This window comes from Bacteroides sp. RCH18 (assembly GCF_058231005.1).
This window is the reverse complement of record NZ_JBIPTC010000001.1, coordinates 3,436,627-3,450,243: the sequence shown is the minus strand read 5'-3', so window position 1 is coordinate 3,450,243 and position 13,617 is coordinate 3,436,627. Positions and strand designations below refer to the sequence as shown.

Here is a 13,617-nt window from a genome sequence, read left to right as displayed (position 1 = left end):
TTAAAAATGGTATTAACTAATTCAGATGACATACTATAAGATTATTAGTGTCAGATTGTAAAATTACTCGTTTGGTAATAAATACACTTCATCTTTGGGTTACCCTAAATCAGAAGCTGCTTTATTATTATTTATTCACAAATCCCATGAGGATAAGCGGAGGTCAATAGCGTGTCACCTTATTCGTAGTCGATTTCAGATATTCAAAGCGGTTGATCAATTCGCCCAGCTTCTTCGGGTATTTGGTTGCTACATTTTCCTGCTGCCCGATATCTTTTTTCAGATTATAGAGCTTATATCCATATCCCAAACCGATAAAGTCTCCGTCTTCCTCGCTATACGGATTATAATAAGGAGGAATTAGTGCCCAGTCACCCTGACGGTAGGCGTAATTGAACATTCCTTCAATGACAAGTTCTTCACGTCCTTTCTTGCTCTTGCCCAAAAAGGTGTCCAAGGTATTTTCACTGTCCAACTTGTCCGGATAAGACTGCCCCAACAAGGCTGCAAAGGATGCCAGCAAATCCATCTGGCAAACGAATGCATCGGAAACCTGTGGTTTAACTGCTGCCGGCCAGCGAAGCATAAAAGGTATACGTGTACCACCATCGAACATACTTGTCTTTCCTCCGCGAAGCGGACCGGCTATCTTATGGTCTCCTACCAGCTCCACCGCATCGTCTTTGTATCCGTCATCCAGTACCGGACCATTATCACTGGTCAGCACGACGATTGTATTTTCAGCCAATCCCAGTTTATCCAGTTCTTTCAGAAATTCGGATACACACCAGTCGGCTTCCAAGATAACATCCCCGCGGGGTCCCATCCCCGACTGACCTGCAAAACGTTCGTTAGGAACACGAGGTACGTGTGGCTGATGCAATCCGTAATAAAGAAAGAAAGGGGCATCTTTATGGTCATTGACAAATTGCTTCGCCTTGTTCAAAAACAATTCCGCCATTTCCTCGTCTTTCCATTGTGCCGCCTTACCACCTTTCTGAAATCCGATACGGGGCACCCCGTTGACTATCGAACCGGCATGTCCCACACTCGGGTGCATCCGGAGCAGTTCCGGATTATTCTTTCCGGTAGGTTCTCCCGGAAAATTCTGCCGGTAATCCACATACAACGGATCATTGGGGTCTAGCCCCACTACACGTCCGTTTTCGAGAAATACACATGGGACACGGTCGTTCGTTGCTGCCTGAATAAAGGAATAATCGTATCCTATTTCGGCAGCTCCCGGATGTACCTCTTTATTCCAGTCTACTTTACCGTCTCCCAATCCGATATGCCATTTACCTACAGAACCGGTAGCGTATCCGGCTTGTTTCATCAACTTGGGCAAAGTAATCTTCTGGGTGTCGATGATTAGTGCCGCATTACCGGGCAGAATTTTTGCATCGGTATTTGTCCAGGGATAAAGACCCGTCATTACGGAATAGCGGCTTGGAGTAGAGGTTGCCGCTGTGCAAAAACCTTGTGTGAAACGAATTCCTTCATTCGCCACACGGTCCATGCCCGGTGTAGAAATACGATGAGCACCATAGCAACTCAAGTCACCGTATCCCAAATCATCGGCGACGATCAGGATTACATTCGGTTGCTGCTTATCAGCCGGTCGTTCCTTCGGATGAGCTTGTCCGGCTGTCAGCGTAGCAGGTATTGAAGAAATGCCTGCCAAAGCATAAAAGGCTAAATTCGTGTTTTTCATAATATGGGGGTTTTATGTGTTTAAAATGATCTCAGATAAGCGATCAATAGGATGCTGTTGCCGGAATTCCCGTTCGCTCTATCAATTCTACAATCCGGTCCAGTTCTTCATGAGTGGCTTTCTGCAAATCATGATCGGGAGTCTCCCTGTCAATCGTATAGATCATTACTTGACTGGGAGCTATCTCCTTGACTGCTTCCAGCCAGGGGAGCACAAACTCATCGGATGTATTATCCATATCTTTCCCAAGGTAGCTACCTTTCAGAAACATAGTCTGAACAATACAATTTCCTTTGAATTCTTTCATCTTTTCGATGATCTTCCTTACGGAATATTTCCCGTTGGGACGATCCAAGAGATGAATGTATTCTTCGTTCACCGTATCCAGCTTCAGGATATTATTATCTATCTTGTTCAATGCATCGAATACCGTAGGACGGTCGATGAAGGTGGAATTGCTCAATACACTTACTTTTGCATTCGGGAAATAGTGGTCACGGAGTGCCAGTGTATCTTCTATAATTTCCGGAAAATGAGGGTGGGCAGTCGGTTCACCGTTTCCGGCAAATGTGAGTACATCGGGGGCGGGACCGTTCTTCTGCATATCTTTCAGCTTTTCTTCCAGGGCGATGCGCACTTCTTCACGAGTGGGCAGATGCTTCTTCGGACGATGGTCGGCATTGAAGCCGCATTCACAATAAATGCAGTCGAACGAGCAGACTTTTCCGTCTTCCGGCAATAGGTTGATTCCCAAAGATACACCCAAGCGGCGGGAATGAACAGGGCCGAAGATGGGTGAAGGAAAAATAATAGTCATCTTTTTATTAATTGTTTTAATGTGAGTTCAATATATCAATACGGATGTTTATCACATCAAGCTCACATTATTTTATCATTTACTATTTTATAATATCCAGAGGCAAAGATACTTTAAAACTTAATACGGAGTTGCATTTGTACGTCAGCTTTTTTATTTCCAAAGATTAAATCATTGCCGGAACCTATTTCATTCCGGTCGAGATAAACGGTTTCTCCGAATTTAGTTATAAACATCCAATGTTCATTCGGTTCATATCTCAGACGAACGGCACAGCGAAATCCACGACCTTGAAAGGAGGGAGTGTAAAATGTATAAAGCAATCCCTTCTCTGATACATATACCCGCGAATCATAATCGTCTGTAGAAAAATAACTGCCTTGAACGTCAGCAAACAGCCTGGTCCAAGGCAGTTGGGAGGACATCATTTGTGTAACTTGATATCCTTTACTAGCAGCCCTGTCTTGAGAATGAAAATGGTTGTAATCTAAAGTTGTACGACAGCTAAACACATCTCCATAAAAATAGTTCAAACGATATCGAAGTTGGTGATGAAAAATAGGAAGCGTTAGGTTTTCTTTGCTACCTGTCAAGTCACGCTCTTTCTGTTTATAACGATATTTCAAGTACATTGTCAGATTACTGTGCGGAGTAAACGTAGCCTGAAGCAATCCGTCCATACCTCGGGAAGGTTTGCTGATCCGGTATTTCTTCCACGGGAAAGAAAACAGATCGAAGGAAGCAAGGATGTGCCAATGGCGGAAAGGGGAAGTTTCCACCCCCAGATAATATCCCTGTTCGTTTTGAACCGCACTTCCTTCCCCAAAAGAATGGGCGAACATAGCCCAATAATTATATGAATAGTATCGTTGTACGATCATCAACTGAGTTCCTTCCACCGGTGAATACTGAAGACGGTTCAAAGTAGCACTGCCTTGTTTTCCCATAGCTATCTCTCCTTGGAAAGAAAAGCGATGCCAGCGGTAGGCATAGTCTATTCCTAAATTGTAGAACTGATTTCCATGAATGTTGTATTGGGAATAACCTGTTAATTGCGGTTCATAAGGTCGGTTGAAAACATAGTAAATACCGGTGATACCCAGCCGGATACGGTTCTGTTGATAACTCACGTTTCCACCGGTCAGCTGCATGGTGAATAGGTTCTTCTTATCAGCTTCTTTCTGACTGCGGTGTAGTCCGGTTTTGTAGATAGAAGTTATTTCTCCATCGGTCAGCACACCGTCCAGCGAACGGTGTGAGTAAAAGCCGGACATACTCCATTGTTTTGTAATGCTTACAGTTGCCGCCACTCCCCGAAAATAATTAGTCTCGTCAGTAGAAGAATGTTTCCTGATTCCTCCGCTGCGGGTGTTGAAAGAAGAAGCATATACGGTCTTTCCCAGTAAGTAATCCGTGCTGATCACCAGCCCCTGTCCGAAACTTAACCGATAGTTACCAACAGCCAATGTTTTTAATCGCCCACAATCTTTGAGTAAGAGATAAAAAGAATAATAATCATACCCTTGACGATTGTGCAGAGCAAGGAAGGGTTCACCGGCATCCTTCTCCGCAACGAGACCTGCATAGAGCTGATCGCGATAACGGAAAGCGTATTTAACAGAGTTATAAACAGAAGGTCCCAAATAGGTATGTTCATAACCTTTCCGCTTGTAAAACGGTATATCTATGCGAGTTAGCACTTCATTCTTTCCATACTTCATAGCGCTTTTCAACATAGTTTTCCACCGAAAAGACGACTCATTGTTAATAGCTTTGATACATACGAAAGGCAATAGATACTGAATAGTCTGCCTGTCCATATCCTCTATTAACTGAAGTTCATAAAGTGTTTCCATCTGCCCATGCACGTATATATAGGCCAGCAGATGCTCAATCTGAATATCACTGAGAAAAGGAAATTGTTCCAGTTGTTGACGGGTAGCCCGGTTTAAATCTACAGGTTCGTGAAGACGGACGGACAGTTCTTCCAGTTCATTCTCCCAGTTGGGTTCATTAACAGCATTATCAACACTATTATTAACAGATAAATCTTCAAAAATATCTTCTATAAGACTTTGAGAAGGGTTTTGAGCACTACAAGCAGGAATAACGAACAGGCTGTTTATAATACTTATCAACCGAAATAATTGAGTAGTTTTCATCAATAAATTATTTGTTTGCACCTTGCGTTTTTACAGACAAGGGCACAAAGATACTTTAAATAGGTTAACGTCTAAAAGAAATGTCTGAATAATAAAATTTTAATTCTATTTTTGTAACGTGAAAAGGAGGCTTAACATAGTAATAATGATGGCGTTTGCTATGGTCTGTTCATCGAAGATGCAGGCACAGGACAAGCAAAGCATCAACGGATACTTGGTTCCAATGTGTATCTACAACGGAGATACCATTCCATGTGTCCAGTTAAGGACTGTTTATATCTTCCGCCCGCTAAAATTCAAAAACGAAAAAGAACGGCTGGAATACTACCGGCTGGTACGTAACGTAAAGAAGGTATATCCTATCTCCAAAGAAATTAACCAGGCTATTATCGAAACTTATGAGTATCTTCAAACATTACCCAACGAGAAGGCTCGCCAAAAACATCTCAAACGGGTGGAAAAAGGACTGAAGGAACAATATACCGCCAAAATGAAGAAACTTTCTTTCACACAAGGCAAACTCTTGATTAAATTGATAGACCGCCAAAGTAATTCCACCAGTTATGAACTGGTAAAAGCTTTTATGGGACCTTTCAAAGCAGGATTCTATCAGACGTTTGCCGCACTGTTCGGTGCCAGTCTGAAAAAGGAATATGATCCGTTGGGAGAAGATAAACTGACGGAAAGAGTCGTGCTGCTGGTAGAGAACGGACAAATCTGATTCACCTTGTTATAAGGTTATCAACGTCGTTATTAACCATCATATTTCTATTAAATCTAATTCCACGATCACCATAGGAAAATTACCCCGCTTTATCTGACTTCTAGGGTATTAACAGTTGACTTGTCAGGTGTTAATAGTCTGCATGACAAGTATTAACAGTTGAGAAGTCAGCTATTAATAGCTGTGATGCCATCTGATAACAGCTTGAAACAGGATGGTTAATAAACACTGAATCAATCAGACTCATCCAAGAGTAGATTGCTACAATACTCTCTTATTATCCCACACAATTATGAACAGAAAAAGAATATTGATTAATAGCAAGTTAACTATGATATCAACCACTTATTAACTAATTATTAACCGACTGATTTTACACCGTCAACGTAGCTTTTTGAACAAATCCCAGATGACAATGCCCGTTGTTACAGACACGTTCAGAGAATGCTTGGTACCATATTGGGGAATCTCGATACAACCATCCGAATGATCAATCACTTCCTGTTGCACCCCTTTCACTTCATTTCCCATTACGATAGCGTATTTCTTCGTCTTGTCCAGTTCGAGTTGATCCAGCATAATGCTGCCTTCCGCCTGTTCTATCGAATAAACAATATATCCTTCTTTACGGAGGTTATCAACAGCATCAACAGCGTTATTAACATACTTCCAGTCAACAGTGAACTCTGCGCCCAAAGCCGTCTTATGCATTTCAGGGTGGGGAGGGGTAGCCGTTATTCCACACAGATAGATACACTCGATACGGAAAGCATCCGACGTGCGGAATACCGAACCTATATTATGCAGGCTACGAATATCATCCAGCACTACCACCAGAGGCAGCTTTTCTGCCTGTTTAAACTCTTCGGCACTGATACGGTTCAGCTCTGTTATTTTCAGTTTTCGCATACGTTGTTCATTTATTATGTTTCGGTTGCAAAGGTAGTTCTTTTCTGTTAACAGAGGTGTTGATAACGGTTTAAAACCTGTCAAAACAATCGGGAAAGAATTTGAAAAATAATTCTTGCATTATTCAAAAGAAGGTATAAGGGTGCTTTATTATGAACATTCCAAAAAACAAAGACGAAACTTTCTATGCAGACATCAACATATTTTTCAGCACTTATCTGCCTGTTTATATCCATAAAGTTTTTAACTTTGCACTTTATCAACAGGGAGTTAATAGTATTCTCCCATTTGATAGGGCTTGCATTGATAATGAAGATAATAAATAGTCAATCTTCCACCTTTTCTTCCGTTCATAACGGACTCATAAAGCAGAAGTATGGACTAATAACTTATCCGGCAAGAAAAATCGTATTTATTTGCTAACACTATTAACAGGCTATCATCACTAACAAAGGATTTTTTTTAAAAGGAAAAAATAAAAGAATATTATTATGAATAATCTCATAAAGGCTATTAACGAGCTGAAGAAAGAAAAGAATGCAATCATTCTGGGCCACTACTACCAGAAGGGTGAAATACAGGATATCGCCGATTACGTTGGCGACAGTCTGGCGTTGGCCCAACTGGCTGCTAAAACGGAGGCGGACATCATTGTGATGTGCGGCGTTCACTTTATGGGTGAGACAGCGAAGGTGCTTTGTCCGGATAAGAAAGTGCTGGTGCCCGACATGGAAGCGGGTTGCTCGCTGGCGGACAGTTGTCCGGCGGATCAGTTTGCGCAGTTTGTCAAAGAGCATCCGGGGCACACCGTTATTTCGTACGTGAACACGACAGCTGCTGTGAAGGCGGTAACGGATGTGGTGGTGACTTCCACCAATGCCCGGCAGATCGTGGAAAGTTTTCCCAAAGATGAGAAAATAATCTTTGGTCCGGACCGGAATCTGGGAAATTATATCAACTCAGTTACGAACAGGAATATGCTGCTTTGGGATGGAGCCTGTCATGTGCACGAACAGTTCTCGGTGGAAAAGATCGTGGAGCTGAAAACACAGCATCCGGAAGCATTGGTGCTGGCACATCCCGAATGCAAAAGCACGGTGCTGAAACTGGCGGATGTGGTAGGGTCTACAGCTGCACTGCTGAAGTATGCGGTGAACCACCCGGAGAATACGTACATTGTGGCTACCGAATCGGGTATCTTGCATGAGATGCAGAAGAAGTGTCCGCAGACAACGTTTATCCCTGCTCCTCCGAACGATAGCACCTGTGGATGTAACGAGTGTAGCTTTATGCGGTTGAATACGTTAGAGAAGCTCTATGAGTGTCTGAAGAATGAGTCACCGGAAATTACGGTGGATCCTGAAATAGCGGAGAAGGCAGTGAAGCCTATTCAGCGGATGCTGGAGATTTCGGCGAAGCTGGGATTATGATAGGATATACAAACGGTACCTTCCAATACATCAAACGGTACTATCCAGTATGTTGGAAGGTACCGTTTAATGTATTGGAGTGTACCATTCCGTGCGTCAGATGGTACCGTTCTTTGAGATGTAATTATCTCATTTAAATTTCATTCATAGCGATATTAGTTTTCTGCTTCCAGACGGATAACGAATCCACCGCCTTTTGCCATATCTATATTCAATATAGTTTTATTATCCACTGTTCTTTTCTCTACCATGTATTCTTTAGGTTGCTCGTAGGAATTCGGAGCGTCTTTAAAGATAGTTGCCTGATAGGAGACATTGTCTTTCAGGAAGCTGAGGTTCACTTCTGTAGAACGGGCATTCCAGTTGGTCATTCCGCCCACATACCAGTCATTGCCTTTTTGTTTCGCTGTTACGATATATTCGCTTAACTTTGCTTCTAATGGCAAGGTCTTATCCCATACTGCGGGAACTTTGGAAAGGAAGTCGAGTACATCCGGATATTTATTGTATTCGGTGGGTGAGTCACATAAATAAGCCATCCATTGGTCGTAAATGACAAACATGGACAATTCATGCGAACGTGTTCCCATGCTCATAGGCGGAGTATTATCTATATCCATCGGTCTGAATTCATCCTGAGTGACACTTCTCATGGATCCCGGAGTATAATCTGCCGGTCCTGCCAATAGGCGGATGAAAGGAAAACGAGTGTGATATTCGGGAGTTAACGTCTTTTCCCAGAAGTTACATTCCGCTCCTCTTACTGCTTCATAGTTCAGTATATTGGGATACGTGCGATGCAATCCGGTAGGAACCGGGCAACCGTGGAAAATAGCTACCATTTGCTTTTCGGCCAGACGTTCTGCAAATTCTTTTCCCCATCGCATGGCTATCTGGTCATTCCGTTCGAAAAAGTCGATCTTTGCTCCGGATACACCGTAGCTGTGCATTTTAGCGATCCAGTCACTTGGATTCTCTCTGGCACAACTAGCCCATGTCCAGACGATAATCTTCACATTCTTTTCTTTGGCGTATGAGCATAGTTCTTTGATGTAATCTTCGGACCATCCGGCATCCAAGGTCATATATTCGATATGATTTTTTGAAGCCCAGTCTACGTAGTATTTATATAACTGGAGAGAAAGCTGCTTGTTTCCACTGGGGAAGTCAACACCTTCCAAAACGGCTTTGTGCCACCATTCCCATGCACTCTTTCCCGGTTGGATCCAGGAAGTATCGGTCAGACGGCAAGGATCGGCCAGTTTGTATACCAGTTCGTTGTTCAATAATGATTTATCATCTTCCGAAACGATGATGACACGCCACGGAAAACTACGCTTTCCATCAGTCTTTGCGATGTAATTCTCTCTGGTAACAACCAAATGATTGGAATACCAGTAGTAAGGATTGGACGGATCGGAGTCTATTGTTTCTTTCGGGTAATTAGCCCATTTTCCGCGCATGGAGTTGTAGCCGTTGGATTCCATATACAGAGCCGGATAATCATAGGTATTTGATTCCGTTACGACCACTTTATAGGGAGAATCAGGATATTCGTATAATACCGGAGAAACGGCAAAACGTTCGTAAGGAATTTCCAACGGACCTTTGTAGACTTTATAGAGTCTTTCAAAGTTTCTATATCCTTGATGCACCTGATGAGTACGTCCGGATTGATCCGTTTCGCCGGAATAATTAGCATCGCATTCCGGATAATAGATGGTTGGGGTGGAAGCAAAGTTGAAAATAGCATCTTCACTGATGATTGTAATTTCTCCGTTGAGACGGGTGACGAAATGATAGGCCACTCCTTCATCATAAGCACGTACTACAAGGTCGCAGCTGTCGTTGAAAGAAACGGTGAGTTCATTATAAGCATCCTGTAATTCTTTGTTTTTACCAACAAGGACGTCGATAGTCTGGTTCACCTTTCTTTTCTTTGCCGACTTTACACTTCCGTTGCCGATTACTTTGCCGTCCGCCAGATGTAATCCGATGGGAGAAGGAAGTATAAGTTGTGTATTATCGTACCATACTTCGTATTGGGTACCTTTGTCTATTTTCAGTTTAATCTTCAGTTTTCCGTTAGGAGAAACCGTTTCATATTTCTCTGCCTGTAGCGTGCAGCTTAAAGAGAATAAACAAAGGAGTATTAAATAACTGATTTTTTTCTTATCCATATAATGTGTTTTATTGAGAATTAAAGATGTTATTAATTTAATTGTGCCAACCTTTTTTTCTTAAATAATCGAGCAAATAAGCAGGTTGATCTGTTTGTAAAATCCGGGCTCCTAGCTGTTCGATCAGATAACCGTAGCTTTTTTCCGGATCGGTCAGTGCAAGATTATCATCATGATTTCCTGCAAGTGATCCCCATAATGTGTTATACCAAATCAAACTTTTCTTAAAAAGTAATTGTTTTATTTTTGGAGGAAGCGGATTTTTGGGGTCTGAATAAATAATTTCGAAAGCAGCAGGACGTAATTCTTTCAAATAGTCTGTGATTATTTTCTCAGCTTCTTTGTTACCTAAATCTATTACTGGCATATATAAAACTTTATCCAAATAAGAACCAAATTCTCGTTTGACAGTTTCTATAGGCTGTCCTCCTTTCATGATTACTTGATTTTGGGTTTCGGTTTTTTCCAATATAGCATATACATCGTCAAAAATGTCATATGCTTTGTCCAAATTAACCATGATTTTTCCTTTTGCTGTTAACAAAGCTTCTTCTAAAGTGGGCACAACATAATTTGTTACTTTTCCATCCTTATCTTTCAATTTTAACTTTTTTATATCTGCCAGAGTCCAGTTTTTAATTTCTCCTTTTCCAGTGGTAGTACGATCTAGTGTATTATCATGCATTAGAATCAGTTGTCCATCTTTTGTTTTTTGAATGTCAATTTCTACAATATCTACTTTCATAGCAATGGCGCTGTCAATAGCAGCAGTTGAATTTTCCGGTGCGCTACGCCAATTTCCCCGATGAGCAACAACTAACACTTTGTTTGATTTTGGATTTAAGAAAGTATTTTTAATTGTTTCTACGTGTTGTTGTGCCGTTACTATGCAGGTTGATAAACAACAGATAATTAATAATAGAGTTGATTTTTGATTTTTCATTATTGCCATATTAAAATAGAATGAATAAGGTTTAATGTACTAATACATTCTTTATAACTTTGATCACTTGATTTGCTAAAGCTGAATACCCTGCGTCGATCGGATGTGTCCCGTCTCCGCCTGCATAATATTCGGGATGGTCGATGACTACTTTCCATAAGTCGTTCACTTCTATGCCAGCATAATTGATATGTTTCAAGGCAATCTGATTACGTATTTTCAACCGTTCGGTGATAGGGGCAAACTCTTTCATTCCTTCTCCGGTACGGACGGGAGTGGTGGTTGCCCAAATCAACTTGGCTTTAGGGGCGTATTTACGAATGATTTTGATTAATTTTGTGAAACTTTTATCATACTCTTCTTCTGTATAATCGAATCCGTGCAAACCATTATTGAAATGGATAACGTCGAACTTAGTATTTTTGAGTACTACAGTCAATTCTTCGATTAAAGCCGGATCACCTACACTTTTCGAATTAGAGAGTCGCCCTACATATGCTTTTTCTTTCAATGCTGCTTCTACTTTTCCATAATATCCGCGTGTGATGGAATTACCGATGAGCAATACATGTGGAAGATCTGTTTTATTAGCTCCGGGAATCCAAATATCAGACCATTCGATATATTCACGTGCAATCTTTTTCTGTGCATAAGTGAAAATACAAAGTGACAGTAGAATAAATGTAATAAAAGTGTGTTTCATTATTTTCTTTTTTTAATGGGTTATGTTATATAGGTTCGGATACAAAATTAGGTAATAGCAGAAAGATTATATGTGTACAAAGCAATCAAAAAATGAAATATTTGCAGCAAACATTCTATTTTTTGATTGCTTTATATTTATAATAAGGTATAGATAATTTCTATCTTTGTGAAAAAAGTAAAATTTAAAGATCAATATCATGAAAAAGTACATTTTGTTTATGATGAGCGTTTGGTTCATCCAGTTGGCTATTTTTGCCCAGTCTAGGATAATAGAGGTTTTTCCGGAGCAGGGAAAAGATATTGAAAATATAGCGTTAGCTTTAAAAAAAGCTGCTGACTGTAAAGGGAGGCCAGTTACTGTAAAGTTTTCACCGGGAATTTATCAGTTAGACCGTGCGAAATCATCACAAATGTTATATTATATATCAAATACGACTTCTGAGTTGGATGATCCTGATCCGACTAAACATATCGGATTGTATCTTAATACATTAAAGAATATCACTATTGATGGTTGTGGGTCAACTTTATTGATGAATGGTGAAATGACAAGTTTCGTACTTGATAAATGTGAAGGTATTGTTTTGAAAAATTTTAATATAGATTATAAACATCCTACTCAAACGGAGGTTGAAGTATTGGAAGAGGGGAATGATTATTTGATTGTTCAGGTACATCCCACATCCCAATATCGGATTGTAGACGAACAGTTGGAGTGGTATGGTGATGGTTGGTCTTTTAAGAACGGAATAGCGCAGTCGTATGACCGTATAAGTGAAATGACTTGGCGTTCGTGGAGTCCGATGGAGAATTTGCTTCGTACAGTAGAACTTCGTCCAAATGTGTTATATCTGCAATATAAAGCAAAACCACAAGTAGGACTACATACTATTTTTCAGATGCGCGACTCTTTCCGTGACGAAGTGAGTGGATTTGTAAACAGGAGTAAGGGAATACTGTTGGAGAATATCAACTTCTATTATTTAGGAAATTTCGGGGTAGTCTGTCAATACAGTGAGAATATTACTGTTGATCGTTGTAACTTTGCTCCTCGTCCAGGTTCAGGACGTACTAATGCGGGATTTGCTGATTTTATTCAGGTTTCTGGTTGCCGTGGTATGATTGATATTAAGAATTCCCGTTTTGTAGGTGCACACGATGATCCTATCAATATACATGGTACACATTTGCGAGTAATAGAATTTTTGTCGGACAATCGTTTAAAACTTCGTTTTATGCATGATCAGACTTTTGGATTTGAAGCCTTTTTTAAAGGAGACGATATAGAACTTGTTGATTCACGTTCTTTGTTGGTAGTAGGGAAATGTAAAGTAAAAGAGGCAAAATTAGTAACACCAAGAGAAATGGAACTCACTCTGTCAAGTCCATTCTCTTCGGAGGTAATGCAACAGAAAGACCTGGTTGTTGAGAACGTGACGTGGACACCGGAAGTGCGGATTACAAACAATTACTTTGCAAGAGTACCAACCAGAGGGATTCTTATCACAACACGACGTAAGTCTCTGATAGAAGGAAATACATTCTACGGCATGCAGATGAGTGGAATATTTGTAGCCAATGATGGATTAAGTTGGTATGAGTCAGGACCGGTACACGACTTGACTATTCGTCAAAATACGTTTTTAAACTGTGGAGAACCGATTATTAGCATTGATCCGGAGAATAGAGAATATAAAGGGGCGGTTCATAAAAATATTACTATTGAAGAAAATTATTTTTATATGAGAAAAAATAGCTCATGTGCCATTCGAGCGAAAGCTGTTGATGGCTTGATGATACGTCATAATTTGATTTATTCTCTAGATACTGAAAAAAATAAAGAGTCTGATTTTATTCAGATGTATAATTGTAATGAAGTTACAATAAAAGAAAATCGGGTACAGTTGCACCACCTATTTAAATGAATTCTATTTCAATTTTAAAAGAAATAGATAAATATATAGTAAAAGATTTGATTATAGTAAACCCTGGAAATTTATAATACAAACTTCCAGGGTTTATTTTTATAAGAA

The 13,617-nt window shown here is 40.4% G+C and carries 10 protein-coding genes; 3 read left to right on the top strand and 7 right to left on the bottom strand.

Annotated features, from left to right (window positions below):
• Window positions 1-163 precede the first annotated feature (163 nt).
• The 3 genes from ACHLI0_RS13450 to ACHLI0_RS13440 all read right to left on the bottom strand — a co-directional run bounded on the left by ACHLI0_RS13450 (window position 164) and on the right by ACHLI0_RS13440 (window position 4,693).
• On the bottom strand, window positions 164-1,714 hold the full coding sequence (locus ACHLI0_RS13450) for a sulfatase-like hydrolase/transferase (RefSeq protein WP_490749373.1): 1,551 nt from the start codon (window positions 1,712-1,714) through the stop codon (window positions 164-166).
• A 43-nt stretch (window positions 1,715-1,757) separates the two neighbouring features.
• On the bottom strand, window positions 1,758-2,531 hold the full coding sequence (locus ACHLI0_RS13445) for a radical SAM protein (RefSeq protein WP_490749372.1): 774 nt from the start codon (window positions 2,529-2,531) through the stop codon (window positions 1,758-1,760).
• 113 nt (window positions 2,532-2,644) lie between these two features.
• Window positions 2,645-4,693: a helix-hairpin-helix domain-containing protein gene (locus ACHLI0_RS13440; RefSeq protein WP_490749371.1), complete on the bottom strand. Its 2,049-nt coding sequence runs from the start codon at window positions 4,691-4,693 to the stop codon at window positions 2,645-2,647.
• 145 nt (window positions 4,694-4,838) lie between these two features.
• On the opposite strand from ACHLI0_RS13440, the gene ACHLI0_RS13435 reads away from it, so the two are divergent.
• Complete coding sequence (locus ACHLI0_RS13435) at window positions 4,839-5,414, top strand: DUF4294 domain-containing protein (protein WP_490749370.1); 576 nt, start codon at window positions 4,839-4,841, stop codon at window positions 5,412-5,414.
• A 384-nt stretch (window positions 5,415-5,798) separates the two neighbouring features.
• Here the strand turns inward: ACHLI0_RS13435 and ACHLI0_RS13430 are convergent, their stop codons facing one another.
• The gene (locus tag ACHLI0_RS13430; protein WP_055219088.1) at window positions 5,799-6,326 is read right to left on the bottom strand and encodes an RNA methyltransferase; all 528 of its coding nucleotides are present in this window, start codon (window positions 6,324-6,326) and stop codon (window positions 5,799-5,801) included.
• 491 nt (window positions 6,327-6,817) lie between these two features.
• Between ACHLI0_RS13430 and nadA the strand changes: the two genes are divergently transcribed.
• Window positions 6,818-7,756 carry a quinolinate synthase NadA gene (gene nadA / locus ACHLI0_RS13425; protein ID WP_061473335.1) on the top strand — a complete coding sequence of 313 codons (939 nt, stop codon included), beginning with the start codon at window positions 6,818-6,820 and terminating at the stop codon, window positions 7,754-7,756.
• A 155-nt stretch (window positions 7,757-7,911) separates the two neighbouring features.
• Here nadA and ACHLI0_RS13420 read toward each other — a convergent pair whose 3' ends face one another.
• Genes ACHLI0_RS13420 through ACHLI0_RS13410 form a run of 3 tightly spaced genes read right to left on the bottom strand, consistent with a single transcriptional unit; the run spans window position 7,912 to window position 11,582 of the window.
• On the bottom strand, window positions 7,912-9,936 hold the full coding sequence (locus tag ACHLI0_RS13420; protein ID WP_490749369.1) for a glycoside hydrolase family 97 protein: 2,025 nt from the start codon (window positions 9,934-9,936) through the stop codon (window positions 7,912-7,914).
• 37 nt (window positions 9,937-9,973) lie between these two features.
• Window positions 9,974-10,879 carry a glycerophosphodiester phosphodiesterase family protein gene (locus ACHLI0_RS13415; protein WP_008767408.1) on the bottom strand — a complete coding sequence of 302 codons (906 nt, stop codon included), beginning with the start codon at window positions 10,877-10,879 and terminating at the stop codon, window positions 9,974-9,976.
• A gap of 31 nt (window positions 10,880-10,910) precedes the next feature.
• Window positions 10,911-11,582: an SGNH/GDSL hydrolase family protein gene (locus ACHLI0_RS13410; RefSeq protein WP_055219082.1), complete on the bottom strand. Its 672-nt coding sequence runs from the start codon at window positions 11,580-11,582 to the stop codon at window positions 10,911-10,913.
• Window positions 11,583-11,781: 199 nt separating this feature from the next.
• Here ACHLI0_RS13410 and ACHLI0_RS13405 point away from each other — a divergent pair, with 199 nt between their 5' ends.
• Complete coding sequence (locus tag ACHLI0_RS13405; protein WP_234133986.1) at window positions 11,782-13,509, top strand: right-handed parallel beta-helix repeat-containing protein; 1,728 nt, start codon at window positions 11,782-11,784, stop codon at window positions 13,507-13,509.
• The last annotated feature ends 108 nt before the right edge of the window (window positions 13,510-13,617 follow it).

What these genes read in the sequence shown, in the direction of transcription:
- ACHLI0_RS13405 (WP_234133986.1), top strand. Translation starts at nt 11,782, where the DNA reads ATGAAAAAGTACATTTTGTTTATGATGAGCGTTTGGTTCATCCAGTTG.
- ACHLI0_RS13445 (WP_490749372.1), bottom strand. Translation starts at nt 2,531, where the DNA reads ATGACTATTATTTTTCCTTCACCCATCTTCGGCCCTGTTCATTCCCGC.
- ACHLI0_RS13440 (WP_490749371.1), bottom strand. Translation starts at nt 4,693, where the DNA reads ATGAAAACTACTCAATTATTTCGGTTGATAAGTATTATAAACAGCCTG.
- ACHLI0_RS13450 (WP_490749373.1), bottom strand. Translation starts at nt 1,714, where the DNA reads ATGAAAAACACGAATTTAGCCTTTTATGCTTTGGCAGGCATTTCTTCA.
- ACHLI0_RS13415 (WP_008767408.1), bottom strand. Translation starts at nt 10,879, where the DNA reads ATGAAAAATCAAAAATCAACTCTATTATTAATTATCTGTTGTTTATCA.
- ACHLI0_RS13420 (WP_490749369.1), bottom strand. Translation starts at nt 9,936, where the DNA reads ATGGATAAGAAAAAAATCAGTTATTTAATACTCCTTTGTTTATTCTCT.
- ACHLI0_RS13430 (WP_055219088.1), bottom strand. Translation starts at nt 6,326, where the DNA reads ATGCGAAAACTGAAAATAACAGAGCTGAACCGTATCAGTGCCGAAGAG.
- ACHLI0_RS13435 (WP_490749370.1), top strand. Translation starts at nt 4,839, where the DNA reads ATGATGGCGTTTGCTATGGTCTGTTCATCGAAGATGCAGGCACAGGAC.
- nadA (WP_061473335.1), top strand. Translation starts at nt 6,818, where the DNA reads ATGAATAATCTCATAAAGGCTATTAACGAGCTGAAGAAAGAAAAGAAT.
- ACHLI0_RS13410 (WP_055219082.1), bottom strand. Translation starts at nt 11,582, where the DNA reads ATGAAACACACTTTTATTACATTTATTCTACTGTCACTTTGTATTTTC.